Origin of the sequence: Streptomyces collinus (assembly GCF_031348265.1) — a bacterium.
Lineage (GTDB): Bacteria > Actinomycetota > Actinomycetes > Streptomycetales > Streptomycetaceae > Streptomyces > Streptomyces collinus.
The window spans coordinates 848,382-874,706 of record NZ_CP133771.1; the positions used below are offsets into that span (position 1 = coordinate 848,382).

General features: G+C 72.9%; 25 protein-coding genes and 1 pseudogene. 7 read left to right on the forward strand and 19 right to left on the reverse strand.

The annotated features are described in order from the left end of the window. Positions 1-8: 8 nt before the first annotated feature. From RFN52_RS03820 to RFN52_RS03835, 4 genes are all read right to left on the reverse strand, one after another. Positions 9-431 (reverse strand): PPOX class F420-dependent oxidoreductase, encoded by a 423-nt coding sequence (locus tag RFN52_RS03820; protein ID WP_184842288.1) that lies wholly within the window; start codon positions 429-431, stop codon positions 9-11. 11 nt (positions 432-442) lie between these two features. Continuing rightward, the gene (locus RFN52_RS03825; protein ID WP_184842291.1) at positions 443-1,333 is read right to left on the reverse strand and encodes an NAD(P)-dependent oxidoreductase; all 891 of its coding nucleotides are present in this window, start codon (positions 1,331-1,333) and stop codon (positions 443-445) included. A gap of 144 nt (positions 1,334-1,477) precedes the next feature. After that, complete coding sequence (locus RFN52_RS03830) at positions 1,478-2,725, reverse strand: ROK family protein (RefSeq protein WP_184842294.1); 1,248 nt, start codon at positions 2,723-2,725, stop codon at positions 1,478-1,480. Between the two features lie 55 nt (positions 2,726-2,780). Next, positions 2,781-3,455, reverse strand: coding sequence for an alpha-ketoglutarate-dependent dioxygenase AlkB family protein (locus RFN52_RS03835; protein ID WP_184842298.1), 675 nt, complete (start codon positions 3,453-3,455; stop codon positions 2,781-2,783). Between the two features lie 68 nt (positions 3,456-3,523). Between RFN52_RS03835 and RFN52_RS03840 the strand changes: the two genes are divergently transcribed. Next, positions 3,524-4,654, forward strand: a complete 1,131-nt coding sequence (locus tag RFN52_RS03840; protein WP_184853777.1) for a methyltransferase — start codon at positions 3,524-3,526, stop codon at positions 4,652-4,654. On the opposite strand, the gene RFN52_RS03845 is transcribed toward RFN52_RS03840, so the two are convergent. Together RFN52_RS03845 and RFN52_RS03850 are read right to left on the reverse strand one after the other, a co-directional pair. Continuing rightward, positions 4,644-5,504, reverse strand: coding sequence for a class II fructose-bisphosphate aldolase (locus tag RFN52_RS03845; protein WP_184842301.1), 861 nt, complete (start codon positions 5,502-5,504; stop codon positions 4,644-4,646). The two genes, RFN52_RS03840 and RFN52_RS03845, sit on opposite strands and share 11 nt — an antisense overlap. Before the next feature lie 221 nt (positions 5,505-5,725). After that, the gene (locus RFN52_RS03850; RefSeq protein ID WP_184842304.1) at positions 5,726-6,607 is read right to left on the reverse strand and encodes an SIS domain-containing protein; all 882 of its coding nucleotides are present in this window, start codon (positions 6,605-6,607) and stop codon (positions 5,726-5,728) included. A 118-nt stretch (positions 6,608-6,725) separates the two neighbouring features. Here RFN52_RS03850 and RFN52_RS03855 point away from each other — a divergent pair, with 118 nt between their 5' ends. Both RFN52_RS03855 and RFN52_RS03860 read left to right on the forward strand, forming a co-directional pair. Further along, entirely contained in the window at positions 6,726-7,505 is a 780-nt protein-coding gene (locus tag RFN52_RS03855) for a DeoR/GlpR family DNA-binding transcription regulator (protein ID WP_184842307.1), read from the forward strand. A gap of 90 nt (positions 7,506-7,595) precedes the next feature. Next, positions 7,596-9,431 (forward strand): glycoside hydrolase family 15 protein, encoded by a 1,836-nt coding sequence (locus RFN52_RS03860; RefSeq protein ID WP_184842310.1) that lies wholly within the window; start codon positions 7,596-7,598, stop codon positions 9,429-9,431. 3 nt (positions 9,432-9,434) lie between these two features. On the opposite strand, the gene RFN52_RS03865 is transcribed toward RFN52_RS03860, so the two are convergent. Further along, positions 9,435-10,394: a DUF8832 domain-containing protein gene (locus RFN52_RS03865; protein WP_184842313.1), complete on the reverse strand. Its 960-nt coding sequence runs from the start codon at positions 10,392-10,394 to the stop codon at positions 9,435-9,437. Between the two features lie 200 nt (positions 10,395-10,594). On the opposite strand from RFN52_RS03865, the gene RFN52_RS03870 reads away from it, so the two are divergent. Beyond that, positions 10,595-10,807, forward strand: a complete 213-nt coding sequence (locus RFN52_RS03870) for a heavy-metal-associated domain-containing protein (protein ID WP_184842316.1) — start codon at positions 10,595-10,597, stop codon at positions 10,805-10,807. A 3-nt stretch (positions 10,808-10,810) separates the two neighbouring features. After that, positions 10,811-13,060 carry a heavy metal translocating P-type ATPase gene (locus RFN52_RS03875; RefSeq protein WP_184842318.1) on the forward strand — a complete coding sequence of 750 codons (2,250 nt, stop codon included), beginning with the start codon at positions 10,811-10,813 and terminating at the stop codon, positions 13,058-13,060. 34 nt (positions 13,061-13,094) lie between these two features. Here the strand turns inward: RFN52_RS03875 and RFN52_RS03880 are convergent, their stop codons facing one another. Beyond that, the gene (locus RFN52_RS03880; RefSeq protein WP_184842321.1) at positions 13,095-13,751 is read right to left on the reverse strand and encodes a class I SAM-dependent methyltransferase; all 657 of its coding nucleotides are present in this window, start codon (positions 13,749-13,751) and stop codon (positions 13,095-13,097) included. Positions 13,752-13,887: 136 nt separating this feature from the next. On the opposite strand from RFN52_RS03880, the gene RFN52_RS03885 reads away from it, so the two are divergent. Further along, the gene (locus tag RFN52_RS03885) at positions 13,888-14,589 is read left to right on the forward strand and encodes a phosphatase PAP2 family protein (RefSeq protein WP_184842324.1); all 702 of its coding nucleotides are present in this window, start codon (positions 13,888-13,890) and stop codon (positions 14,587-14,589) included. Positions 14,590-14,645: 56 nt separating this feature from the next. On the opposite strand, the pseudogene RFN52_RS40225 reads toward RFN52_RS03885, so the two are convergent. From RFN52_RS40225 to RFN52_RS03920, 8 genes and pseudogenes are all read right to left on the reverse strand, one after another. Beyond that, positions 14,646-14,750, reverse strand: a pseudogene (locus RFN52_RS40225) (phospholipase); the annotation flags it as partial. A 119-nt stretch (positions 14,751-14,869) separates the two neighbouring features. Further along, complete coding sequence (locus RFN52_RS03890) at positions 14,870-15,463, reverse strand: hypothetical protein (protein ID WP_184842327.1); 594 nt, start codon at positions 15,461-15,463, stop codon at positions 14,870-14,872. 5 nt (positions 15,464-15,468) lie between these two features. After that, complete coding sequence (locus tag RFN52_RS03895) at positions 15,469-16,329, reverse strand: carbohydrate ABC transporter permease (RefSeq protein WP_184842330.1); 861 nt, start codon at positions 16,327-16,329, stop codon at positions 15,469-15,471. Beyond that, entirely contained in the window at positions 16,326-17,264 is a 939-nt protein-coding gene (locus tag RFN52_RS03900) for a carbohydrate ABC transporter permease (RefSeq protein ID WP_184842333.1), read from the reverse strand. Before RFN52_RS03900 ends, RFN52_RS03895 begins: the two co-directional genes overlap by 4 nt. Next, entirely contained in the window at positions 17,261-18,544 is a 1,284-nt protein-coding gene (locus tag RFN52_RS03905; protein WP_184842336.1) for an ABC transporter substrate-binding protein, read from the reverse strand. Before RFN52_RS03905 ends, RFN52_RS03900 begins: the two co-directional genes overlap by 4 nt. Positions 18,545-18,640: 96 nt before the next feature. After that, the gene (locus RFN52_RS03910; protein WP_184842339.1) at positions 18,641-19,405 is read right to left on the reverse strand and encodes a cupin domain-containing protein; all 765 of its coding nucleotides are present in this window, start codon (positions 19,403-19,405) and stop codon (positions 18,641-18,643) included. Further along, entirely contained in the window at positions 19,399-20,322 is a 924-nt protein-coding gene (locus RFN52_RS03915) for a DUF6807 domain-containing protein (protein ID WP_184842342.1), read from the reverse strand. The genes RFN52_RS03910 and RFN52_RS03915 overlap by 7 nt, the downstream gene beginning before the upstream one ends. Next, entirely contained in the window at positions 20,319-21,434 is a 1,116-nt protein-coding gene (locus RFN52_RS03920; protein WP_184842345.1) for a Gfo/Idh/MocA family protein, read from the reverse strand. Before RFN52_RS03920 ends, RFN52_RS03915 begins: the two co-directional genes overlap by 4 nt. Before the next feature lie 340 nt (positions 21,435-21,774). Here RFN52_RS03920 and RFN52_RS03925 point away from each other — a divergent pair, with 340 nt between their 5' ends. Beyond that, complete coding sequence (locus RFN52_RS03925) at positions 21,775-23,319, forward strand: alpha/beta hydrolase (protein WP_184842348.1); 1,545 nt, start codon at positions 21,775-21,777, stop codon at positions 23,317-23,319. 108 nt (positions 23,320-23,427) lie between these two features. On the opposite strand, the gene RFN52_RS03930 is transcribed toward RFN52_RS03925, so the two are convergent. From RFN52_RS03930 to RFN52_RS03940, 3 genes are all read right to left on the reverse strand, one after another. Then, positions 23,428-23,919, reverse strand: coding sequence for a hemerythrin domain-containing protein (locus RFN52_RS03930; protein ID WP_184842351.1), 492 nt, complete (start codon positions 23,917-23,919; stop codon positions 23,428-23,430). A gap of 93 nt (positions 23,920-24,012) precedes the next feature. After that, the gene (locus tag RFN52_RS03935; RefSeq protein WP_161367449.1) at positions 24,013-24,183 is read right to left on the reverse strand and encodes a DUF5670 family protein; all 171 of its coding nucleotides are present in this window, start codon (positions 24,181-24,183) and stop codon (positions 24,013-24,015) included. Between the two features lie 179 nt (positions 24,184-24,362). Continuing rightward, on the reverse strand, positions 24,363-26,261 hold the full coding sequence (locus tag RFN52_RS03940; RefSeq protein ID WP_184842354.1) for a CASTOR/POLLUX-related putative ion channel: 1,899 nt from the start codon (positions 26,259-26,261) through the stop codon (positions 24,363-24,365). Positions 26,262-26,325: the final 64 nt, after the last annotated feature.

Sequence of the window (26,325 nt, forward strand, 5' to 3'; positions counted from 1 at the left end):
CCCCGGCCTCAGCCGCCGGCCTGGTCGCTGTCCTTCATCGAGCCCCAGCCGTGCCAGCGGTCGACCTCGATCCAGGCGCTCACCCGGGGGCGGACGCGGTCGGGGTACGGCTTGCCGGTGTAGTGCCGGGCGAGATGGTCGATGTCGGCCAGGTCCTCGTCGGCGTACGTCTCGGTCACGCGGCCGATGAGGGTGACGTGGGTGTACCAGTCGTCGCCGGCGAGCACCGTGAGGGTGACGCGCGGGTCGCGGCGCAGATGCTTCAGGCGTACCCGGCCCTCGTCGAGGTTGACCAGGACGCGGCCGTCCTTCCACGCGTACCACGTGGCGGTGGAGACCGGTGCACCGTCGGAGCGCAGCGTGGCCATGACGCACGGGTTGGGCCGGCTCAGCAGGGCGTCGGCCTCGGGCGGCAGCGGCGGCTTGGACATGAGGGAACCTCCTAGGAGTCGGTCTTCTCGTCGAAGCTGGCGAAGTAGGCGGCGGCCATGTCCTCGTCGGCGTGGCCCTGTGCGGCGGCGCGCTCCATTCGGGCGGCGGCCGCTTCGGCGACGTCCAGCCGGACGCCGTGGCCTGCGCCGGCCTGGACGATGAGCCGGGCGTCCTTGGCGGCGGTGCTCACCGCGAACTGGGGCGGTGTGAGCCTGCCTTCGAGAACGAGATCCGACTTGGCGCGCAGATAGCCCATGTCGAGCGGGCCGCCGGCGACGAGGTCGAAGAAGCCGTGCGGGTCGACGCCGAGGGCCTTCGACAGGGCGAGGGCCTCGCCGGCGGCGGCCGTGACGGCGAGGACCCAGCTGTTGGCGACGAGCTTGAGGCGGGTGGCCCCGCCCTCCGCTCCGTCCTCGCCGGACCAGACGGTCCGGGCGCCGACCGCCTCGAAGACCGGCGTCACCTTCTCGCGCCCCTCGACGGGGCCGGCCGCGAGCACGGTCAGTGTCCCGGCCTCGGCGGGCTGGCGGGTGCCCAGGACGGGTGCGTCGTAGAAGAGCAGGCCGTGCTCGCGGGCGAAGGCGGCCAGCTCGGCGACGCCGTCGAGGCCTGCGGTACTGGACTGCACCCATGCGATGCCGGGGCGCAGGGCGGGAGCGGCCTCGCGCATCGTCTCCAGGGCGGCGGGGCCGTCGTGGAGCATGGTCAGGACGATGTCGGTGTCCCGCACCGCCTGCTCGGGGCTGTCGGCGATGCGCACGCCCTCGGCGGCCAGCGGCTCGGCCTTGGCGCGGGTGCGGTTCCAGGCATGGACCGTGTGACCGGCCCGGGCGAGGTTGCGGGCCATCGCGGCACCCATGATGCCGGTGCCCAGGACGCTCACGGTGAGCTGGTGGGTCATTGCGTCAACTTCCTCGGTGGTGCGGTCGCGGGCGGACTGTCCGGTCCCCAGCCTGCCCGCTCAGCGGCGCGCCTTCCCGCAAGCGGCGCGCTCAAGCCTGATACCCGTGGGGTCAGCCTCGCGGGAGCACGCCCGGTTGACCGGTCACCCGCGCGAGGACAGCGCTCCCAGCGGATCGTCCAGGACCGGCTGCCACGCCAGTTCCGCCGCGCCGACCAGGCTGTTGTGGTCGAGGGTGCAGGGCAGGATGGGGACGCCGCCGCTCTGGCCCCACAGGCTGCGGTCGGCGACGACGGCGCGCAGGCGGGCGGGGTCGGCGTCGAGGAGGGTGCGGTGCAGGCCGCCGAGGATGATGCGGTCCGGGTTGAGGATGTTGACCAGGCCCGCGAGGCCGAGGCCGAGGCGGTCGATCAGCGCTTCGGCGGCGGTGCGGACGGCCGGGTCGTCGTGGTGGTGGCGGATCAGGTCGATGGACTGCTGGAGCAGGGAGACCTCGGGGCCCGGTTCGCGTCCGGCCTCGGTGAGGAAGGCCAGCGGGTCGGTCTCCACGTCGAGGCAGCCGCGGCTGCCGCAGTGGCACGGGCGGCCCTCGGGGTGCACGGTGAGGTGCCCGACCTCCAGCGCGAGGCCCGAACTGCCCCGGTGCAAGCGGCCGTCGAGGACGAGCGCGCCGCCGACACCGCGGTGGCCGGTGGCCACGCACAGCAGGTCCCGGGCGCCGCGGCCGGCGCCGTGCCGGTGCTCGGCGAGCGCGGCGAGGTTGACGTCGTTCGCGGCGAACGCGGGCCCGTCGATGCCGGCCGCGCGCACCTGCTCGGCGAAGATGTCCCGCACGGGCGCGCCCGCGGGCCAGGCCAGGTGGAGGGGGTTCAGCGCCAGACCCTCGGGTTCGGCGACGGCGGAGGGTACGGCGAGGCCCGCGCCCACGCACCGGAGTCCGGTCTCGCGCAGCAGCTCGGCGCCGGCCGTGACGACGGAGGCGAGCACCTTGGCCGGGTCGGCGTCGACGACCTCGCAGCCGGGCGCGGTGGCGACGATCCGGCCGCCCAAGCCGACCAGCGCCGCCCGGAAGCCGTCGGCGTGCACCTGCGCGGCGAGCGCGACGGGTCCGTCGTCGGCGACGGCCAGTTTGTGGGAAGGCCTGCCCTGCGATCCGGCTGCGGCGCCGGGCCGGGCGTCGACCCGGATCAGCCCGAGTGCCTCCAGCTCGGCGGCGACCGCGCCGGCCGTCGCACGCGTCACCCCGAGCTCGGCGGTGAGCACGGCCCGGGTCGGTGCGCGTCCGGTGTGGACGAGCTCCAGCGCGGGTCCGAGCGCCGCGCGCCCCCGGTCCAGCCGCGTCCTCGAGGTGCTCCCATCCCCCGCCTGCCGGGGGTCCGCCTTCCCGCTCATGAGGGCGAGTCTCCCATGATCCGCCGGGATGGTGGCCGAGCCTGCCCGCCGGGCGTCACGGAGCCGCGGGGCTCCGCTCGGCCGGGTGCCGGAAGCCGCTGACCCGGAGCGTGATGTTGAGACGGCCCGTGAGGCCGAGCCCGGGCGGTGCCGTGCCCGCGTGGACGCGGGGGACTCCGTGGTAGGCCAGGCGGGACGGGCCGCCGAAGACGAACAGGTCGCCGCTGCGCAGCTCGACGTCGGTGTAGGGCCGGGTGCGCGTTTCGGTGTTGCCGAAGCGGAAGACGCAGGTGTCGCCGAGGCTCAGCGACACCACCGGTGCGTCGGACTTCTCGTCGCTGTCGCGGTGCATGCCCATGCGGGCGTCGGCGTCGTAGAAGTTGATCAGGGCGATGTCGTAGTCCGGAGCGGGTCCTGCGAGGGTGTCGCGGACCGCCCGGCGGCCCAGTTCGCCGAGCCATCGCGGGAACGGCTTCACCGGCGCGCCGTCCCCGTCGGCGACCGTGCGGGCGTAGGCGTACGGGTACCAGTGCCAGCCCAGGCACACCTGGCGGGCGGTCATGGTGCCGCCGCCGGGGGTGCGGACCGTGCGCAGGCCGGCGGGGGGCCGGGCCCACTCGCGGCAGGAGTCGAGCAGTTCCCGCTGGTGATCCGCGTCCAGCCAGCCGGGCAGGTGCACGGCGCCGGGCGCGATCTGCGCTCGCGGCCTGGGGAACAGCTCGGCGTCCATGCCCTCCATGGTGCACGACACGCCCTGAGCTGCGGCTCGGCTAGCCTGGTCGCACGATGAACGACCGTATGACGACGCCGTGGGGCGAGCCGGCGCTGACCCGTTTCCCCGAGGACCCGCGCGCCGGGCTGCGCGCCTGGGACGCCTCCGACGAGTACCTGCTGAGGCATCTGGCCGCGGAGCGGGTGCCGCTGGACGGCACGGTCGTGGTCGTCGGGGACCGGTGGGGCGCGCTGGTCACGGCGCTGGCGGAGCACCGGCCGGTGCAGATCAGCGACTCCTTCCTCGCGCAGGAGGCGACCCGCGCCAACGTAGCGCGGGCGGGTGCCGAGCCGGGTGCGGTGCGACTGCTCACCACGCAGGATCCGCCGCCTGAGCGGATCGACGTGCTGCTGGTGCGGGTGCCGAAGAGCCTGGCGCTGCTGGAGGATCAGTTGCTGCGGCTGGCGCCTGCCGTGCACGCGGGGACGGTCGTCGTGGGGACCGGCATGGTGAAGGAGATCCACACCTCGACGCTGCAGCTTTTCGAGCGGATCCTCGGCCCGACCCGCACCTCGCTCGCCGAGAAGAAGGCCCGGCTGATCTTCTGCGCGCCGGACCCGGCACTGGAGCGGCCCGCCAACCCGTGGCCGTACGTCTACACGCTGCCGGACGGCATCGGCCCCGCCGCGGGAGGCACCGTCGTCAATCACGCGGGGGTCTTCTGCGCCGACCGGCTCGACATCGGGACGCGGTTCTTCCTCGGGCATCTGCCGCAGGGGCGGGGGCGCCGGGTGGTGGACCTGGGGTGCGGCAACGGCGTGGTGGGTACGTCGGTGGCGCTGGCCGACCCGGACGCCGAGGTGCTGTTCGTGGACGAGTCGTTCCAGGCCGTGGCCTCGGCGGAGGCCACGTACCAGGCCAACGGCGCGCCGGGGCATGCCGAGTTCCGGGTCGGGGACGGTCTGGCGGGCGTGCCCTCCGGCAGTGTCGATGTGGTCCTCAGCAACCCGCCGTTCCACTCCCACCAGGCGACGACGGACGCCACGGCCTGGCGGATGTTCACCGGGGCGCGGCGCACGCTGCGGCCGGGCGGGGAGCTGTGGGTGGTCGGCAACCGGCATCTGGGCTACCACGTCAAGCTGCGCAAGCTGTTCGGCAACAGCCGGCTCGTCGCGAGCGATCCGAAGTTCGTGGTGCTGAAGGCCGTCAAGCGCTAGCGCAGCCCAGGGTCTGGAGGGTCCTGGCGACCGTTCGGGTCATCGCCTCCCGGGCGAGGGTCAGGTAGCTGCGCGGGTCGACCGCCTCGGGGCGTTCGGTGAGGAAATCCCGGACCGCTCCGGTCAGCGCGATGTTCAGGGCCGTGCCGATGTTGACCTTGGTGATGCCTCCGGCGACGGCCGCCGTGAGTTCGTCGTCCGGGACACCGGAGGAGCCGTGCAGGACGAGCGGGACGTCCAGGGCGGCCGACAGGCGTTTGAGCAGGGCGTGGTCGAGGGCCGCCGTGCGGGTGGTCATGGCGTGGGAACTGCCGATGGCGACGGCCAGGGCGTCCACGCCCGAGTCGGCGACGAAGGATCGCGCCTCGTCGGGGTCGGTGCGGGCGCCGGGGGCGTGCGCGTCCAGCGGGGGTCTGCCGTTCTTGCCGCCGATCTGGCCCAACTCGGCCTCGATCCAGAGTCCTTGGGTGTGTGCCCAGTCGACCGCCGCCCGGGTCGCGGTGAGGTTCTCGGCGTAGGGCAGGCGGGCCGCGTCGTACATCACGGAGCTGAAGCCGGCGTCCGGGGCCTGGCGCAGCAGGGCGTCGCTCTGCACGTGGTCGAGGTGCAACGCGACCGGCACGGCGGCACGTTCGGCCACGGCGACGGCCGCGCGGGCGAGCGGGAGCAGTTGTCCGGCGCGGAACTTCACCGCGTTCTCGCTGACCTGGAGGACGACGGGGGCGCACACCGACTCGGCGCCCGCGACGACGGCCTCGACGTGCTCCAGGGTGATGACGTTGAAGGAGGCGACGGCCGAGCCGGCCGCGGCGGCGCGGGTGACGAGGTCGCCGGTGGTGGTCAGAGGCACGGGGTCTCCTGGGGCCTGTCGTTCGGATCGGGCCGGCCGAGAGGGACTGCGTCTTTCGGCCGGCCCGAAGGGGGCGTGGTGCGTGCAGATGCAGGGCGGAGGAGGGGGGTCGACGCGGTGGCGGTCCCTTCCCGTGCGAGCGCAGCCGGGCGGGCGGCGGTCGGCGACGGACGACGAGTCAGGCCTCACGACGGCGGCGCGATCCGGGCGGAGTCCTGAAGTCAGGGCGCGAGGATCACCGAGCGCGTGAGGTGGCGCGGGCTGTCGGGGTCCAGTCCGCGGGACGCGGCGACGGCGACCGCGAGGCGCTGGACGCGGACGAGTTCGGCGAGCGGGTCGAGGCGCCCGGCGATCCACAACGCGCCCGTGTCACGCACCTGTTGGGCAAGTCCGTCGGGCGCGTCGCCCAGCATCCAGGTCGCCGTGCCCCGGGTGCTGACGCTGATGGGGCCGTGCCGGTACTCCATCGCCGGGTAGGCCTCCGCCCAGGCCAGCGCAGCCTCGCGCATCTTCAGTCCGGCCTCGTCGGCCAGGCCGACGGTCCAGCCGCGCCCCAGGAAGGTGAACTGCCCGCATTCCACCAGCCCTTCGGGCAGCGGCTCCGCCAGGGCGGTGCGCGCGTCGGTGACGGCCGCGTCGGGGTGGAGGCCGAGGTGGGCGCGGAGCAGGGTGAGGGCCGTGGTCGCGAACCGGGTCTGGACGACGGAGCGTTCGTCCGCGAAGTCCAGGACGGCGAGGTCGCCGGCGGCCGTCCGCACGGGTGTGTCCGGGTCGGCGGTGATGGCGGTGGTGCGGGTCGCGCCCTTCAGCCGGCCCAGCAGGTCCAGGATCTCGGTCGTGGTGCCGGAGCGGGTGAGGGCGACGACCCGGTCGTAGCGGCGGCCGTGGGGGAACTCCGAGGCGGCGAAGGCGTCGGTCTCGCCCTGGCCCGCGCCCTCGCGCAGGGCCGCGGCGGCCCGCGCCATGAAGTACGAGGTGCCGCAGCCGACGATCGCGACCCGCTCCCCCGGCGCGGGCAGCACTTTCGCGTGGTGGGCCGCCTGCGACGCGGCGCGTGCCCAGCACTCGGGCTGACTGGTCAGCTCGTCCTCGACATGCGTCATCCCGCACCCTCCATTCTGATTGTTCCTGCAAGATAGTCCCATGTTTCGAGCATCATCAAGCATTCGGCCGCTTCGGGTGCGCTAGGGTCGCCCTGAGATCGAGGACGTGGAGGTGCGGATGTCGCGCGACGCCCGCTGGAAGGCGCTGCTGGAACTGCTCGTGGAGCGCGGCCGGCTGGACGTCGAGGACGCGGCGGCCGAGCTCGGGGTGTCGGCGGCGACGATCCGCCGTGACTTCGACGGGCTCGCCGAGCAGCAGATGCTGGTGCGCACCCGGGGCGGCGCGGTCGTGCACGGCGTGTCGTACGAGTTGCCGCTGCGCTACAAGACGGCCCGCCACGCCTCCGAGAAGCAGCGCATCGCCAAGGCGGTGGCGGAGCTGGTGGCGCCGGGCGAGGCGGTCGGGCTGACCGGGGGAACCACCACGACCGAGGTGGCGCGGGCGCTGGCGGTGCGCGGGGATCTGGTGTCCGGGGCGCCCGCGCTGACCGTGGTGACGAACGCGCTGAACATCGCGAACGAGCTGGCCGTGCGGCCCCAGTTCAAGATCGTGCTGACCGGAGGGGTGGCGCGGGCCCAGTCGTACGAGCTGGTCGGGCCGCTCGCGGACGGGGTGCTCGGGCAGATCACCGTCGACGTGGCGGTGCTCGGTGTCGTCGCCTTCGACGTCACGCACGGTGCGGCGGCGCACGACGAGGCCGAGGCGGCGATCAACCGGCTGCTGTGCGAGCGGGCGGAGCGGGTGGTGGTCGCCGCCGACTCCAGCAAGCTCGGGCAGCGGGCCTTCGCCCGGATCTGCGCGGCCGAGGCGGTGGACACCCTGGTCACGGACACGGCGGCCGACCCGGAGGCGGTGCGGCGCTTCGAGGAGGCCGGGCTGCGGGTCGTCACCGTCTGACGGCGGCGTCCGGCAGCCGTCCGGCAGCGGCGGTCCGCCGGCGGCGGCTCTAGGCTTGGGCTGAGGCGCCTACCGGGCAGGGAGGCTGTCATGGGCGGAACGGCACAGGACCGGGGCGTGCCGGGCGGCCGGCGGTACGTACCGATCGCCGAGCACGGGCTGATCGGCGATCTGCGCAGCGTCGCCCTGGTGGGGACCGACGGCACGATCGACTGGTACTGCTGTCCGGCCTTCGACGCGCCGAGCGTGTTCGCCTCGATCCTGGACGCGGAGCGCGGCGGCTGCTTCGAGCTGGCGGCGACCGTGCCGGCCCGGACCAAGCAGTTCTACTTTCCCGACACCAACGTCCTGATCACCCGGTTCTTCACCGAGGACGGGGTCGGCGAGGTGCAGGACTTCATGCCGGTCGGCGGCGGGCCGGCCGAGGCGGAGCGGCACCGGCTGATCCGGCGGGTGGTGTGCGTGCGCGGCTCCATCCCGTTCCGTACGCGGGTGGCGCCCCGGTTCGACTACGGCTCCCTGCCGCACACCGTCCGGCTGACCGGTGACACCGCACAGTTCGAGACCGACGGGCTGACGCTCGCACTGACGGCGACCGTGCCGCTGGAGGCCGACGGGCCGGACGTGTGCGGCGACTTCAAGCTCTCCGAGGGCGACTCGGCGGTGTTCGCGCTGGACAAGGTCGGCGGCGATGTGACGCCCCGGCGCTGTGCCCGCACGGAGGCGGAGGAGCAGTTCGCGGCGACGGTGGCGTACTGGCGGCGCTGGCTGTCGGCGTCCCGGTACAAGGGCCGCTGGCGGGAGATGGTGCACCGCTCGGCCCTGACGCTGAAGCTGCTCACCTACGCGCCGACCGGGGCGATCGTGGCCGCGCCGACGACGAGCCTGCCCGAGGAACTCGGCGGGGAACGCAACTGGGACTACCGGTACGTGTGGGTGCGCGACGCGGCGTTCTGCGTCTACGCGTTGCTGCGACTGGGCTTCACCGAAGAGGCCGAGGCCTTCATGGACTTCGTGACGCGGCACATCAGCCCGGGCGACGGCAAGGTCTCCGGCCCGCTGCAGATCATGTACGGCATCGACGGCCGCACCGAGCTGCCCGAGCGCACCCTCGGACATCTGGAGGGCCACCACGGCTCGGCGCCGGTACGGGTCGGCAACGCGGCGGCCGACCAGCTCCAGCTGGACATCTACGGCGCGCTGATCGACTCGATCTACCTCTACGACAAGTGGGCCAAGCCCATCTCCAGCGGTCACTGGGACGACGTGTGCGAGCTGGTGGACTGGGTGTGCGCGCACTGGGACCAGCCCGACGAGGGGATCTGGGAGACGCGGGGCGGGCGCAGGAACTTCCTGTACTCGCGGCTGATGTGCTGGGTGGCGATCGAGCGGGCCATCCGGATGGCCAACCGGCGCGGCCTGCCCGCCGACCTGCCGCGCTGGCGGGAGTGCCGCGACACGATCTACCGGCGGATCATGAGCCGGGGCTGGTCCGAGGAGCGCGGGGCGTTCGTCCAGCACGAGGACGGTGACGTGCTGGACGCGGCCGTGCTGATGATGCCGCTGACGAAGTTCATCGCCCCCACCGATCCGAAGTGGCTGTCGACGCTGGACGCGCTCACCGAGGAACTGGTGTCCGACTCACTGGTCTACCGCTACGACACCCGGGCCAGCCCCGACGGGCTGCGCGGCGACGAGGGCACGTTCTCCATCTGCTCGTTCTGGTACGTCGAGGCCATGGTGCACGCGGGCCGGATCGACGAGGCGCGCCTGGCCTTCGAGAAGATGCTGACCTACGCCAACCACCTGGGTCTGTACGCCGAGGAGATCAGCCACACCGGGGAGCAGCAGGGCAACTTCCCGCAGGCGTTCACGCATCTCGCGCTGATCAGCGCGGCGTTCAACCTGGACCGGGCGCTCGGCTGACGCTCAGTGCCCGTGGCCGTCCTCCGCATGCCCCTCGGGGGTACCGGAGCCGGCCGCCGCTCCCCCGGCGCGGACGGTGAACGCCGCCGTGTGGACCTTGCCGTCGTGCTTGAAGTCGAGGAACAGGCGATAGGCGCCGGAGCTGGGTGCGGTGGCCGTGAACGAGATGCCCGGTCCGGGCCTGGTCGTGCCGTCGCCGGGTTCGCCGTTCGGGTGGACATGCAGGTAGGCGAGGTCGCCGGAGCGCAGGGCGACCAGGTGGCCGTAGGCGCCGAGGTAAGGCTGGAGGTCGGTGACGGGCTTGCCGTCGCGGGAGACGTTCAGCTTCAGTTCGCTCGCCCTGCCCGGCTGCGGGCCGCCGGACAGCTTCACCTCGTAGCCGTCGACCCGGGCCGTGGTGCTCGCGGGCGGAAGGGGCCGGGCCTCGTACGGGCCGGAGGCGGCGAGGTCCGCGCCGAGGGTGAGGTTCTCGGCGTCCTTCCCGGCCGGGGTGAAGTCCGCGAAGACGCGGTAGCCGCCCGCGCGGGGCAGGTCCACGGGGGTGCTCCAGGTGCCGTCGGCGGCGCGGGTCGGGTGCAGATGACGGTAGGTGACCAGGTCGCGTGAGGCGACGATGAGGTGCAGTTCCTTGTCGTGCTCGCGCTGGTAGGCGGTGACCGCGCGGCCGTCGGCGTCCCGGACGGTGAAGCGCAGGCCGGCCTGTTCGCCCGCGGTGACGCGCGGGGTCTGGAGATCGAGGGTGTAGCCGCCCTCGGAGATCTGCAGCCCGCCGGCCGGGGGCGTGTCGTGGCCGGTGTGGCCGCCGCCCTTCTCCCCTTCCGGCACGGGCCGGGTGTGTTCGCCCTCGTGCTTCGGCTGGTTCTCGGCGGCCACGGGGTCTACGCCCTGTCCGACGCCGTAGGCCGCGCCGAAGGTCGCTGCCAGCGCGGCCGCGAAAGTGGTGATCCTCAGTCCGGTGTTCATGGCCGTCGGCTCCTTCAGGTACCGGGCCTCCCGCTCGGATGCGGGGCCTCCATACACGTCACAATACCCCTGGGGGGTATCCAGTCAAGGCGTTCCGACACTTGCATCATATACCCCTCAGGGGTATACATGAAGTCGGCGAGGGGATACCCCCGCCCCGTATCTCCGCATCTGTTGGATTCACCCAGAGGAGGCACCCGATGCCCGCCACCACCTACGCCGTTTCCGGAATGTCCTGCGGCCACTGCAAGGCCACGCTGACCAGGGTCATCGGCGAGCTGGACGGCGTCAGCGGTGTCGAGGTCGACCTCGACAGCGGGCACGTCACCGTCACCGGCTCCGCCGAGCCCGACGACGCCGCGGTCGCGGAGGCCGTCGACGAGGCCGGCTACGAGCTGACCGGGAGGGTCTGAGCCATGAGCACGGGTACGACGACCGGCACGGACGCCGAGGTGGAGCTCGCCATCGGCGGTATGACCTGCGCCTCCTGCGCGGCGCGCGTCGAGAAGAAGCTCAACCGCATGGACGGGGTCACCGCCACCGTCAACTACGCGACCGAGAAGGCGAAGGTCAGCTACTCCGGCGGCGTCTCCGTCGGCGACCTCATCGCCACCGTCGAGGCCACCGGGTACACCGCGCGGGAGCCCGCACCTCCCGCGGAGCAGACCGACGAGGCCCCCGAGACCGACGAGCTGCGGCCGCTGCGCGAGCGCCTGGTCACGGCCGTGGTGCTGTCGGTCCCCGTGGTGGCCATGGCCATGGTTCCGGCGTTGCAGTTCGCGTACTGGCAGTGGCTGTCGCTCACCCTGGCCGCGCCCGTCGTGACGTACGCCGCGTGGCCCTTCCACAAGGCGGCGTTCACCAACGCGCGGCACGGCGCGGCCACCATGGACACCCTGATCTCGGTGGGCACCTCGGCCGCGTTCCTTTGGTCGCTGTGGGCGCTGTTCTTCGGCACCGCGGGGACGCCGGGCATGACGCACCCCTTCGAGCTGACCATCGAGCGCACGGACGGCGCCGGGAACATCTATCTGGAAGCCGCCGCGGGCGTGACCGCCTTCATCCTGGCCGGGCGCTACTTCGAGGCCCGTGCCAAGCGCAAGGCGGGTGCCGCGCTGCGGGCGCTGCTGGAGCTGGGCGCGAAGGACGTCACGGTGCTGCGGGACGGCGGCCGGGAGGAGACCGTTCCCGTCACGGACTTGAAGGCCGGCGACCGCTTCCTGGTCCGGCCCGGCGAGAAGATCGCCACGGACGGGACGGTCGTCGAGGGATCCTCCGCCGTGGACGCCTCGATGCTCACCGGCGAGTCCGTGCCCGTGGAGGTGGGCTCGGGCGACCCGGTCACCGGCGCCACGATCAACGTCGGCGGGCGGCTGGTCGTACGGGCCACCCGCGTGGGCGCCGATACGCAGCTGGCCCGGATGGCCCGGCTCGTGGAGGACGCGCAGAACGGCAAGGCCGCGGCACAGCGGCTCGCGGACCGGATCTCCGCCGTGTTCGTGCCGGTGGTGATCGCCCTCGCGCTGGGCACGCTGGGCTTCTGGCTGGGCAACGGCGTCGGGCTGACGGCCGCCTTCACCGCGGCGGTCGCCGTCCTCGTCATCGCCTGCCCGTGCGCCCTGGGGCTGGCCACGCCGACCGCGTTGATGGTGGGCACCGGGCGGGGCGCCCAGCTCGGCATCCTCATCAAGGGTCCGGAGGTCCTGGAGTCCACGCGCCGGGTCGACACCGTCGTCCTCGACAAGACCGGCACCGTCACGACCGGCCGTATGACCCTGCTGGCCGTGCACACCGCCGAGGGCACGGACGAGGCCGAAGTGCTGCGGCTGGCCGGGGCGTTGGAGCACTCCTCCGAGCACCCGATCGCCCGGGCCGTCGCCGACGGGGCGCTGGAGAAGCTGGGTGCGCTGCCGGCACCCGAGGACTTCGCCAATGTGCCCGGGCTCGGTGTGCAGGGCGTCGTCGAGGGCCACGCGGTGCTCGTGGGCCGGGAGCGGCTGCTGGCCGAGTGGGCCATGGAGCTTCCCGAGGGGCTGGCCCGGGCCCGAGTCACGGCCGAGGAAGCCGGGCGCACCGCCATCGCGGTCGCCTGGGACGGTGAGGTGCGTGCGGTGCTGGAGGTGGCCGACGCGGTGAAGGACACCAGCGCGGAGGCGGTCGGCCGGCTGCGGGCGCTCGGGCTCACGCCGATCCTGCTGACCGGGGACAACGAGGCGGTGGCCCGGTCGGTCGCCCGGGAGGTGGGCATCGGGGAGGTCATCGCCGAGGTGCTCCCGCAGGACAAGGTCGACGTCGTGAAACGGCTGCAGGCCGAGGGCCGGTCGGTGGCGATGGTCGGTGACGGTGTCAACGACGCGGCGGCCCTCGCCCAGGCCGATCTGGGCCTCGCCATGGGCACCGGCACGGACGCCGCGATCGAGGCCGGTGACCTGACCCTCGTCCGCGGCGACCTGCGGGCCGCGGCGGACGCCATCCGGCTGGCCCGCCGGACGCTCGGCACCATCCGCTCGAACCTGTTCTGGGCCTTCGCCTACAACGTGGCGGCCCTGCCGCTGGCCGCGGCCGGCCTGCTCACTCCGATGATCGCCGGGGCGGCCATGGCCTTCTCCTCCGTCTTCGTGGTCGGCAACTCGCTGCGGCTGCGCACCTTCCGGGCCGCCGGCTGAGGTGCCGGCGCGCACCTTCCGGACCGCCGGCGGGTCACCGGCGGCGCCATACCAGCGTGTAGCGCCAGAGCAGACGGCGGCGCAGGCGGACGCCGGGGAGGACGGCCCGGGCCTCACGCACGATCTCGGTGAAGGTCAGGTCCGCCGGACGGGTGCGGGCGGTCATCGAGACCGGGCGGGGCACGGGGCGGCCCCGGGTCTTCAGCAGCGCCATGACGATGTTGAGCGGGATCGACGCGACGCCGAGCAGATGGTCGACGGGCGTCCGCTCCCGGGCCACGCCGACGATCACCAGGGTGCCGCCGGGGGCCAGATGGTCGCGGAAGGTCCTGAGCGCCCGGTCGAAGGGCAGCTGGTGGACGGCGGCGACGCAGGTGATGACGTCGTACGACCGCTCACCGAGCCCGGTCAGCGCGTCGGCCGCCGTGTACGTCACCGGGGCCGCCGCCGGGGTCAGTTCCCGCGCCCGGGCCGTGATCTCCGGGTCGGCGTCGACGCCGTGCACGCGCTGCGCGCGGCGGGCCAGCAGCCGGGCCAGGTCGCCGGTGCCGCATCCCACGTCCAGCGCGCTGCCCACCCGCCCGGGGAGCTGCCGCAGGATCCAGGGGTGGAAGTGGGCGTTGTGGTCCCAGGGGCGGGCGGCGTGGAAACGCTCCAGCGCGTGCAGGACCCGGCGGGGCAGAGGTGACATGTGCTCAGTGTCGCGGCTCACGGGGGTGGCCGTCCGCCGTCCGGGCACTCGGGAGGTACCGGCTCGCAGGGGCGCCGAGCGTGCGCCGGGCGTGAGCCGGTACCTTGCTGGGGAAGGCCACTGCGGGGAGAAGCACATGACCGATCCGACGATCACAGACGCGGACGCCCCCCGTCCGCTTCGGAACGCCCGGGACTCCGCGGGCGGAGCCGGCCGGCTCCTGAGCGCCGTGTTCGGCGATCTCAGGGCCGTGGACGGCGCCCTGTACGCGGCGGTGGCCGCCACTCCCACGCCGACCCTGGACCGGACGCTGCGCCACCTGTCCCACGCGGCCGATCACTCCAAGATCTCGTTCGGCATCGCCGCGGTCCTGGCCCTGAGCGGGAAGCGGCCGCGCAAGGCCGCCCTGGCCGGCGTCGGCGCGATCGCCGTGGCATCGGCTTCCGCCAATCTGCTCGGCAAGCGCCTGGTGCGCCGCGCGCGGCCCGACCGGGAGGCCGCGCGGGTGACGGTGGACCGGCACGTCAAGATGCCGACCTCGGCCTCGTTCCCGTCGGGGCACACCGCGTCGGCGGTCGCGTTCGCCACCGCCGTCGGCGTGGTCCTGCCGCCCGCGGCGGTTCCGCTCGGGGCGCTGGCGAGCGCCGTCGGCTACTCCCGCGTCCACACGGGCGTGCACTACCCGGGCGACGTGGCGGCGGGTGCGGTCCTCGGCATCGCGAGCGCGGCGGCGGCCCTGGCGGCGGCAGCGGCCACCCCTTCGGCGAGGACACAGGCGCTGCTCGCGGCGGCCCGTTCCTGGCCGCGGATCAGCATCGGCGGCGCCCCGCGCCGGTGAGTCCCGGGCCGGGCGCGGGCTTCCCCGCGCCCGGCGCGCGCCGCAGGGACGAGCCGTCAGCCGAAGGCCCTGACCGCCTGGCAGTACGTCCACGCCGTGCCGTGGCAGGAGGTCTGGGTACCGCCGCCGTATGCCGCGCAGACCCTCTTGAGGTCCTCGTGCATCCCACACCTCCATGAGGCTGCGACCAGGCCATCGCGTCGCAGGTTCACGACGAGAGGATGACCACCTCCTGCCGGTGCTCACACCCGAGGTGCCCCAACAGCAGCTGAATTACCGGCTAGTGGAGGAGAACGCCGGCGGACCGGCGTACGTCGACCGCCGTGAGTGCCAGGGCCAGTGGCCCGGGGGCGAGGAAGGCAAGCGGCAGCAGCATCCAGGCGCACAGCGCGGCCGTCGCCACGGCGAGCAGGACGAGACCGCTGCCGCCCACGTCCGTGACGGCGTCCCGGCTCGCCCCGCGCACCGCCGCACGCCAGTCGGTGAGGGACTCGGGGCGCCCGCAGGCCCGCAGGCCGATCACCGCCGCGCACCCGCCGATCGCCGCGGCGGCCACCGCGAACAGCCGCGCCCCCGGCAGCCCGGCCCCGGCCAGCGCCAGGTCGGCGGCGAGCAGCAGCAGGCCCGCGAGAGCAACGGCTCCCGCAACCAGGTCACCCGCGCGCAACCGCCGCCGCAGCAGGGCGACGTAGCGCCCCGCCGTGACGGGCCGGCCCTGTCCCGCCCCGCGCAGCACGGCGCACGCCGTCGACAGCGCGGCCGGGACCGTGACCAGGGGCAGACAGGCCGCGGCCGTGGCGAGTCCGACGGCCAGCACGTCGGCGAACAGGGTCATGCGCGGGCCGAACACCTCGTCCGCCTCGCGTGGGGGCATCCCGCTCACCCCTTGAGTCCGGAGCTGGCCATGCCCTCCACCAGGAACCGCTGGAAGGCGAGGAAGAACAGCACGATCGGCAGCAGCGCGATCACCGACAGGGCGAACATCGGGCCGAACGCCGAGGTGCTGGAAGCGTCCACGAAGGAGCGCAGGGCGAGGGTCAGGGTGAACTTGTCCGGGTCGAAGAGGTAGATGAGCTGGGTGAAGAAGTCGTTCCAGGTCCAGATGAACGTGAAGATGGCGGTGGTGATCAGGGCCGGCCGGGTGAGCGGCAGGACGACCTGGAAGAAGCTGCGGAACGGTCCGCAGCCGTCGATGCGGGCCGCCTCCTCCAGCTCGCGCGGCAGGCCGCGCATGAACTGCACGATGAGGAAGACGAAGAACGCCTCGGTGGCGAGGAACTTCGGCAGGATCAGCGGCCAGTAGGTGTTCACCAGGCCGAGCTGGTTGAAGATGATGTACTGCGGGATCAGCACCGCGTGGTGCGGCAGCATGATCGTGGCGATCATGAAGGCGAACAGGGGCCCGCGGAAGCGGAACCTGAGGCGCGCGAAGGCGTAGGCGGCGAGCGAGCAGCTGATGACGTTGCCGAGGACCGCACCGCCCGCGATCAGCAGGGAGTTGGCGAGCAGCCGCCAGATGGAGACGTCGTTCACGCCGTCGAGCGCGGTCTTGTAGTTCGACCACTCCAGGTGGCTGGGCAGCAGGTCGAGGCTGGCGATGACCTCGTCGGCCGGTTTGAGGGAGGTGGCCAGCAGCCAGGCCAGCGGGTACAGCATGACCAGCAGGGCGGCCAGGCAGCCCACGTGCAGGGCGACGCGGCCCCACCGAACGGGCTTGCGGACAACGGTCGTAGAGGTCACCGGTCCCCCTCGGAGGCGTAGAAGACCCAGGAGCGCGAGGTGCGGAAGAGCACCGCCGTGACGATGCCGATCACGAGGAGCAGCACCCAGGCCATGGCGGAGGCGTAGCCCATGTGGGAGGCGACGAAGCCGCGGTCGTAGAGGTACATGGTGTAGACGAGGGTCGAGTCGGCCGGTCCGCCCTTGCCCGCGCTGACGGCGAAGGCGGGGGTGAACACCTGGAAGGCCTGGATGGTCTGGAGGACCAGGTTGAAGAAGAGCACCGGGGACAGCATCGGCACGGTGACGGACAGGAACTGCCGCCACTTGCCGGCCCCGTCGACCGCCGCCGCCTCGTAGAGCTCGGCGGGGATCTGCTGGAGCCCGGCGAGGAAGATGACCATCGGCGCCCCGAACTGCCAGGCCGTCAGCAGGGCGACGGCCAGCAGCGCCCAGCCGGGCTTGTTGACCCAGCCACCGGTGCCGAGCAGGTTGTCGACCGTGCCGCCGTCGTTGAAGACCGCCCGCCAGACCAGCGCGATGGACATCGACGCGCCGAGCAGGGACGGCGCGTAGAACGCGGAGCGGTAGAAGCCCTTGCCGCGCTTCATGCCCTTCAGGGCGAGGGCGACGACCAGGGCGAGGGCGAGTTGCAGGGGCACGGCGACCAGGACGTACATCAGGGTCGTCACGACCGAGCGCCAGTAGCGCGGGTCCTCGGTGAACATCTGCACGTAGTTGCGCAGGCCCACCCACTTCGGCGGGCTGAACAGGTCGTAGTCGGTGAACGACAGGTACAGCGACACGGCCATCGGCAGCAGTGTCAGGACGATCGCGCCGAGCACCCAGGGTGAGAGGAACACCCAGGCGGCGCCCTCGCGTTCACGCTGGGGGCGGCGCTTCGGGGCGGCGGCCGGGGCGTTCCTCGCCTCCGGGGGGATCGCGGTGGTGGTCATGACCTCAGCTCCGCCTTCGCCTCGGTGACGTAGTTCTCGGCCGCTTCGCGGGGCGACATGCGTGCGTAGGACACCTGGTCGTAGTCGCGCTGGAAGGTGCTCTGGAGGGCGTTGTCGCCCGAGGGCGGGGCCTGGGGCGGGTCCTTGAGCTTGCCCTCCAGGGACGCCTGGAAGCCGGCGATGGTCTTGTCGAAGTCCTTGAGCTGCGGGCCGATCTCGGCACGGATCGTCTCGTTGACGGGGATGCCGCGGCTCGCGCCGAGGATCTTCGCGGCCTCCCGGTCGTTGATCATGAAGTCGACGAGCTGAGCCGCCTCCTTCGGGTGGCCGGTGCGGGCCGAGACGCCCAGGAACATGGACGGCTTGAAGTACTGGCCGGGCGTGCCGTCCTCGCCGGACGGCACGGGCGCGAGGGCGATGCCGGTCGGTATCAGGGCGACGAAGCCGCTCGCGGGGGCGTCCCAGTTGGCGTCGGTGACGGACGTGCCGCGTCCCAGCGGGGTGTTCTCGACGGAGCCGTCGAGCTGGGTGGTCTGCTCGGCGGGCGAGACGGCGCCCTCGCGGCGCAGTTCGTCGGTGAAGGTCCACCAGCGGGTGAGGTCGGCGGCGGTGAAGCCGAGCCCGCCGTCCTTCGTGTAGAGGGCCTTGCCCTGGCCGCGCAGCCAGACCTCGAAGGCGTCCTCGCTCTGACCGGGGTCGGTCGCCCCGGGCTTGCCGGTCTTCTTCGCGAGGGCCCGCATCGTGTCCGCCCATTGGCTCCAGGTCCAGCTCTTGCCGGGCAGCGGGACGCCCGACTTCTTCCAGGTCCGGACGTCGTAGGCGACGGTCTCGGTGCCGCGGCCCTGCGGGATCGCGTACTGGACGTCGTCGACACGGCCGGTGGCGAGCAGGCCCGGGTCGATCTCGGAGGTGCGCAGGACGGACTTCTGGCGCGCGAGGTCGAGCAGGACTCCGCCGGAGGCGTACTGGTCGATCTGGCGGTAGTCCAGCTGCATCACGTCCGGGGCGTCACCGCCGGCGGCCTGGGTGGCGAGCTTCTGCTTGTAGGCGTCGTAGCCGGAGAACGACGTCGTCACGTCGACGTCCGGGTGCTGTTGCTCGAACAGCGCGACGGCCCGCTCGGTGCGTTCCGCGCGGTCGGGGTTGCCCCACCACGTGTAGCGCAGCACCACCTTGCCGCCGCCGGCGGACTCCCCGGATCCTCCGCAGCCCGCCAGCACGGCACACAGTGCCAGTGCGACGGCCGACGCGCAGAACCCCTTTGTCCTGTTTCCGGGCATGCCGAGGTCACTCCTCTCGATACGGAGTTTCGGTTGAGCCCCCCTCTGGTCCCGCTCGGATCCCTCTCGGATCCCCCTCGCCCCCTGCTGCCCCCGCTACTCCCCGTGGTTCGGCAGCGTGGTGCCCGGCAGCGCGTACTCGTCACGGCGGCCGCACATGCCGAAGCCTCCGAGCCGGGTGGGCGCGGCCTCGTACGCCGTGGCCTCGCCGAGGTGGGCGGGAACGCCCGCGGCCAGGGCGTCGAGCTGGGCGCCGGTGCGCTCCGCCGTGGCCAGGGCACCCTCCCGCCACAGCTTCCGCCAGGTGGGCACCTTGTCGCGCACGAGCCGTGCGGCGGCCCGCTGGAACTCCAGGTACGGGCCGTTGTCGCCGTTCACGAGGGCCTCGCGCAGCCCGAGGTAGCCCTCGACGGCCAGGTCCCTGCGGCGCCGGGCGGCCGCCGCCGTCTCCGGTCCGGTGCCGGGCGGCAGGGCAGCGGCGGCGGCGTACCGGTCGGGGTCGGCGAGCACCTCGGGCGGGAAGGTGAACACGGCGTCCCCGGCCTCGGGCAGGCCGCTGTTCTGCATCAGCACGGTGATACGCAGATCGCCGCCCTGCACCATGCGGTGCACGGTGCCCGGCGTGAACCAGGCGATCGAGCCGGCTTCGAGGGGGATGTCCCGGTAGCCGTCGGGGCTCAGCGTCTGGACCGCGCCCCGGCCACCGGTGACGACGTACGCCTCCGTACACACCAGGTGCAGGTGCGGGCTGCCGCCGCAGACACCGTCGGCGGCCTCCCAGTCGTAGGCGCTGAGGTGCGACAGGCCGATCGCGCCGGGCAGCGGGTGCGGGAGTGCGGCGTGCCCGGGTCCGCTCACCACGCCAGGCCTTCCAGGTGTGTGCCGACCCGGTCGCGGTCCCAGGCGCCGTCGGCGATCACCAGCCGGTAGCGGTAGGCGAAGGATTCGCCCGGCGGCAGCTCGAACTCCTCGAAGAAGGCCCAGGAGAACGCGACCGTGGGGAAGGGCTCGGAGCGGACGAACCAGTGCGACTCGTGGACCGGGGAGGCCGCGTCGAGGTTCTCCGGCGCGTGCGCGAAGACCAGGGTGGAGTGGCCGTCGACATCGTCGTGCTCGGTGGTGAAGGCGAGCCAGGGGCCCTGGGTGCCCATCAGCTTGCCCGCGTCGGCGTCGGTGTCCGGGGCGAAGACCGTGCCGCCGGTGAAGTCGCGCGGGCCGCGCCACTGGAGTCCGGTGTAGCCGGCCATCTCCCGGCCCGCGGTGGTCGGGGAGCCGAAGACCAGCGGTTCGGAGCGGGTGTTGGTGAGGCGGATCGACCAGTCCAGGGCCCAGGAGCCGGCCTCCTCGTCCACCGAGTGGACGGTCAGGCCGCGCACCTCGCGCGCCCACTCCTCGCCGCCGTTCTCGATCCAGGTGAGGTTCTCGGTGAAGGCGAGGCGGTCGTCCTCGACGGTGAAGTCCGCGAAGCCGTCGTGCCGCATCGAGCCGACGCGCTCGGGCAGGCGGAGGTAGCCCTGGCCGTGGACGTAGCAGTTGCCGCCCCAGAAGTTCTGGCCGGACAGATGGCTCGCGGTCATCTGCAGGCCCTTGTGCCAGCGGTGGTCGTTCGGGCGGTAGCCGGTGACCGTGCGGCCCGAGAGGGTGCGCACCGGGTGGGCGTAGGGCTTGCGCGACTCGAAGGGGTCCGGGTCGGGGCGGTAGACGTAGCGGAGGATCTCCGTGCCGCCTGCCGTGACGGCGATGGCCTCGCCGTGCGTGTGGGTGACGCGGATGGTCATGCGCGCTCCTTGGGGGCCCAGTCGGGGTACTCGCCGTGCATGGCCTCGTAGAAGGGGTCACCGGGGCCGATCTCCCCCGCGTGCACCGAGCTGCCGGTGAACGCCGCCTTGTACAGGGCGGCGGCGAACTCCAGGGTGGCGCGGGCGTCGCGGCCGCTGCCCGGGGGCCGGGTGCCGGTGTCGTAGGCGTCGAGAAGCGTGCCCAACTGGGCGGTGTGCGAGCTCGGCACGTCGGCCACGGGGGTGCGCCAGGCCGTGGCGCGCTCGGAGGCCACGTGCGGGGCCGGGGTGTAGGCCCAGCTGTCGTTGCTGTGGCCGTACAGGTGGGTGAGTTCGACCGTGGCGTCCGCGCAGTCGATGCGGATGCGGCTCACCTCGTCCGGGGAGAGCACGCTGTTGACGACGGTGGCGAGGGCGCCGCTCCTGAACCGCACCAGGGCGGTGGAGACGTCCTCGCTCTCGGTGTCGTGGACCAGGCGCGCGGCCATGGCCCGGATCTCCTCCCACTCACCGAGCAGGTGCAGGAGGAGGTCGTACTGGTGGATGCCGTGGCCCATGGTCGGGCCGCCGCCCTCGCTGGCCCACTTCCCGCGCCACGGCACCGCGTAGTACGCGGCGTCCCGGCGCCAGGTCGTCTGGCAGTGCGCGACCAGCGGGGCGCCCAGCTCGCCGCTCGCGATCAGCTCGCGGGCGTGCACGGCGCCGGAGCCGTAGCGGTGCTGGAAGACGACGGCCGCGTAGGCACCGGAGGCCTCCTCGGCCGCGGCGATCTCGTCGTACTCGGCGAGCGACAGGGTCAGCGGCTTCTCGCACAGCACCCAGGCGCCCGCCTTCAGCGCGGCCACCGTCTGGTCGCGGTGCAGGGAGGGCGGCGTCCCGATCAGAACCAGGTCGGGGCGTACGGCGTCCAGCATCGCGTCCATCGAGGTGTACCCGGCGACCTGCTCACCGGCCAGCTCGCGGAAGGCGTCGAGGCGCTCCTGGTCCACGTCGACGGCGGCCACCAGTTCCACCCGGTCGGAGTGGGCCCGCAGCGCGGGCAGATGGCTGCCGCTGACGATGGCTCCGGTGCCGACGACGGCCACGCGGCGGCGGGTGGGGGACAAGGACATGCGGCGCTCCTCGGACAGCCTGCGGACACGCGCTTGGAAAGCGCTTGCACTCGGAAGGGACCCTAGGCGCGAGAGAATGTCTGGACAACCCCCCTGCGGCGACCTGCACAAGGTCTGCCCGAGCATTGTCCCAGCTTGGGGCGGAGATTCGGGGCGCCGCCCCCGCTGTGGAAACGGCATTCCACCACTTCTCCGGTGGGGCTGACCCCACCACGAACCGGCTGCCAGCCGGAGTGATCGGACGGCGGGCCGTCCCTACCGTTCTGTCGCACAGCACCCCTCGGCGGCATGTCCCTGCTGGCCCGCCGAGGGGACATCGGCGACAGAAAGGACCCCCCACGTGTTATCCCGCTCCCCGGGAACCGCGAGACGAGCCGTCCTCGCCCTGACGGCCGCCGCACTGGCCTGCACCGCGCTGACCGCCACGGCCGAGGCGGCCGAGGACCCTCTCGCCCGCTACCACCGGCAGCACCTCACCTGGAAGAGCTGCGTGCTCGGGCCGGACGACACCACCGGCAAGGAACTGGCGCAGGCGGGCGCCCGCTGCGCCGACGTGACCGTACCGCTCGACTACTCCCACCCCGGCGGCCGGACGATCACCGTGGCGGTCTCCCGGATCCGCGCCACGGACACCGCCCGCCGCGTCGGTCCCCTGCTCCTCAACGGCGGCGGCCCCGGTGGGACCTCGCTCGGCGATCCGCCCTGGGTGCGCGAGGCGATGAAGGACATGGCCGCACGGTACGACGTGGTGGGCGTCGACCCCCGTTTCATCGGCCGCAGCACCCCGCTGGACTGCCGCTGGCCGACCGGATCGGCCTGGCGCGGTGCGGGTGAGGACCGGGCCGGTTTCGACCGCATGGCGGCCTTCTCGAAGGGCCTCGCCGACCGCTGCCGCCGCCACGCGGGCGACGCGCTGCCCCACGCCACCACCCGCAACACCGCCCGCGACATGGACGTCGTCCGGGCCGCGCTCGGCGAGCGGCGGATCTCCTACCTGGGTTACTCGTACGGCAGTTACCTCGGCCAGGTGTACGCCTCGATGTTCCGGGGCCGCACGGACCGGGTCGTCCTGGACGGTGTGATCGACCCGGAGCGCTACAGCGCCCGGCTGTGGCGGGGAACCGAGCCGGCCAACCGCCACGCCCTGAAGGGCTGGGCCTCCTGGGCCGCCGCCCGCGACACGGCCTACGGGCTGGGCCGTACGCGCGGCGAGGTGCTGGCGACGGTGGAGCGGGTCCGGGCCGCCGCAGCCCGCACCCCGCTGCGGCTCGGCGAGCACCGGCTGGACGAGCACGTCATGCCCCTCGTCGCCCTCAACGGGCTCTCGCAGCACAACGACGCCGCCTACGGGGACTTCGCCCAGGGCGTGCGGGACATGCTCCGGGCCTCGCGAGGGGAGCGGGTGACGCCGTCGCCGTGGCTGGCCGGGGTGCTGGAGTTCGTGCTCACCGGCGCCGACTCCCGCTACGGCAGCGCGCAGACGGCGATCATCTGCGGCGACAACGCCGCGCCGCGTGATCCCGAGGTGTACTGGCGTGACGTCCAGCGCGCCCGCGCCGGGGACCCGCTCTTCGCGCCCGTCACCGACAACATCAACCCGTGCGCGTTCTGGGACCGGCCGCGCGAGCGGCCCACCAGGATCCGGGACGACCTGCCGGCCCTCCTCGTGAACGCCACCGGGGACCCGCGCACCTCCTACGACGGCGCCCAGGCCGTCCGCGCGATGTGGCCCTCCTCGCGCCTGGTCACCCTGAAGGGGGCCGACCAGCACGCGGTGTACGGCGTCTACGGGTCGGCCTGTGCCGACGCCGCGGTCAACGCGTACCTCGCCACGGGGCGGCTGCCGGCGCGGGACGCCGACTGCGCCGCTCACGACACCCACTAGGTGCGCCGTGCGCGCCAGGCCGTCCGTGCCAGGTGAGCCGTCCGCGACGGCAACCGGCCCTGATGGTCACCGCCCGCGAGCGGTGGCCATCAGGGCCGGCATGCCGGTTCAGGACTCGACGATCTTGCGGACGTTCTCCACGGAGCCGCAGCCGGCCTTCAGCTGACGCTCGCGCTCCTGCACGAACGCCCGGCCCAGCTCCTGACGGCGCTGCATCGCCACGTTCTCCCGTGCGCCGTTGAGGATGGTGCGCTCCTCCTCGTCGGCGTGGTGGTTGACGGCCTCCACCAGCTCTTCGAGTTTGGAGTCCCACTCGTCGGAGCCGACCTCCTCGACCAGGAGGAGCTCCAGGAGGGCCTCGTTGCCCTCGTCGTGCTCGTGCTCGCCGTGCTCGACCTCTTCGTCATCGATGTTCTTGTACCGCTTGAGCGCCGGGTAGACCTCGGCTTCCTCGGCCTGCGCATGGGCGATCAGCAGGTCCGCGAACTCCCGCAGGGCACCCGCCCGGTCGTCCTCGACGCTGCGCATCCGCCGGAAGAGGTCTTCCATGCGCCGGTGGTCCTGAAGAATGAGTTCTACGACGTCTTGTGTATCGGCCATGGAAAAGGAACGCCTTTCCTGGAAGAGAATCGGGCCATTTTCGTTTACCCCATTCCTGACGTTTTGCTCGCCACAAGGCGGCGATTCGCCGGTCTACCAGCGATACCAGCGGCCCCGGCGGCCACCACTGTCCGCGGTACGCAGCACGAAGCCGAGCAGCCACAGGACCAGCACGATCACCGCGATCCACCAGAGGGCCTTCAGTGCGAAGCCCGCACCGAAAAGGACCAGGGCCAGCAGCAGGACGAGAAGCAGGGGAACCATAGTTATCAACCTCCGCTCCCTCTGGTGCCCTGCACATGGACGAACACACAGTCGAATTCCCAGGTTTCTTCACAAGGATCACGGGCATGTGAATCGCTTGTGCCGGGCGGGGTCGTCACGCCCCAAGTTCAGCTCGCCGCAAGGAGCTGTTCTCCACTCGTCGAACCCCCGGCTCTCCCTCAGTCCGTCCCCACGACAATCACCTCGTCGTCGGCCGTCCAACGGCGGCGCTCGGACTTGGGCGGATTGACCCGCACGCCGTGATCCGGACTCGTGGAGGCGTCGTCGTGGCTCCGGTAGCCGATGGCGCATTCGCCGCGCCCGCGTGCCGCGGCCACGACGGTGGCGAAGGCCGTCTCACAGCCGGGCAGCACGTAGTCGCCGGCCGGCCTCAGGCGGATGCCGGTGCCGTCGGCGGAGAAGAGCTCCTCGAAGACCGCCGCGAGCCGCCGGTTCTGGGAGATCTGTGCCATGAGCAGGCCGATGAGCTTGCCGCTGATGATCACGTCGGCTCCGGGTCCGAGAGGTGCCAGCGCCCGGTTGCGGTCGTCCACCAGCTCGGTGACGACGGGTAGTTCACGCCCGGACGCCTCCTCCAGCTGTCGTAGCAACAGCAGGGTGACGAGCGTGCGGTTGTCGGGTTGGTCCGGGGGCTGTCCGGGAGCGGGGTCCTCGCCCACGACGATCACGCTGTCGTAGGAGTGCACGTCCAGACGCCGGAGGGTCTCGGGGCGGGTGACGTCCCCCGGGTGGAGGGTGAGGGTCAGGCCGGTGCCTTCGGGCACTTGGGACTCGCGCACCTGCCGGACCGTCGATTCACCGCCGTCCGCCACCACGTCGACGACCGACCCGGACCGGGCGCGGCGGCGCAGCTGCTCGACCATGAGCGGCGCCCGGCGGTTCCAGCCGAGCAGCAGGACCCGCTCCGGCCGCGCGGGCGTCGCGGGTCCGGAGGCCATCGCCGCCTTCTCGACCCACTGCCCGCACTCCCCCGGCCAGGCCGTGTCGTCGTCGCGGGAGATGACGATGAGCAGATCGTCCGCGCCGACGGTCGTCTGCGGCGGCGGGTTGAGCAGCGGGGTGTCGCCGTGCACCAGTCCGACGACACTGGACGTCGGATAGGACAGCAGCGCGTCGCCGAACGGGTGGCCCGTCAGGGACTCCTCGCCGACCAGGTAGAACTCGTCGCCGGCGAAGTCGAGGAGCTCCTGGTGGACCAGGGAGAGCCCGGGGCGGCGGGCGGCCTGGACGATCAGCCGGGCCGTGACGGTGTCGCTCTCCAGGACGACACCGCCCGGGCCGGCGGCGAGGCCGGCGGCCAGGCGGTAGCGGTCGTCCCGGACGGCGGCGACGACGGGTGGGGGGTTCTTCAGCCCGGCCAGGGCCGCCCGCAGCGCCAGCAGCGTCTTGACGACCTCGGCATCGGCGTCGGGCTCGTCGCGGGGCAGGACCAGCACGACACCGGCCGTCGCCGGACTGGTCAGGGTGAGAACGGCCGGGTCGGTGGTGGGGCCGCTGCGGCAGATCAGCCGCGTCCGGCCGACGGGTCCCACCTTCGTGGCGAGCGCCTCCTCCATCGCGGTCTTGTCGCGGTCGGCCAGCACCGCGACCGCCGCGCGCCGCTGGTTGGCGTTGGCGGCCACCAGCTCGCCGACGACCGTGAACACCTGCTCCGACCAGCCCAGGACCACGACGTGCCCTTGTTCGAGCACGGTCGACCGGCCGCGCCGCAAGGCGGTGAGCCGCTCCGTGAGCGCCGTCGTGATCAGGCCGACCAGCGTCGAGACGTACAGCAGCGCCACCAGGGCGAGCAGCACCGACATCGTCACGCGCAGCGGCGTGCCGGTCGCCCCGCCCAGGCGCAGGGTCTCCCCGGTGAGGCGCCAGACCTGTACCAGCCGGTCCGGCAGGGACTGCGGAGCGTGCGGGTCGGTCCACACCACAAGGGCGCTGGCCGGTACGACGACGGTCAGACACAGCAGCGCCATCCAGCCGACCAGGGCCGAGGCACCGCGGGCAAGCGTGCTGTCGAACCAGTAACGGGCCCGGTCGCCCAACAGAGTGCGCCGCTGCGCCACCCTTCCCCCTTCGTCGTCCCCGGCTCTCGTGCGGCCCGCCGGCGCCGCGTGCGCGATGCGCCGG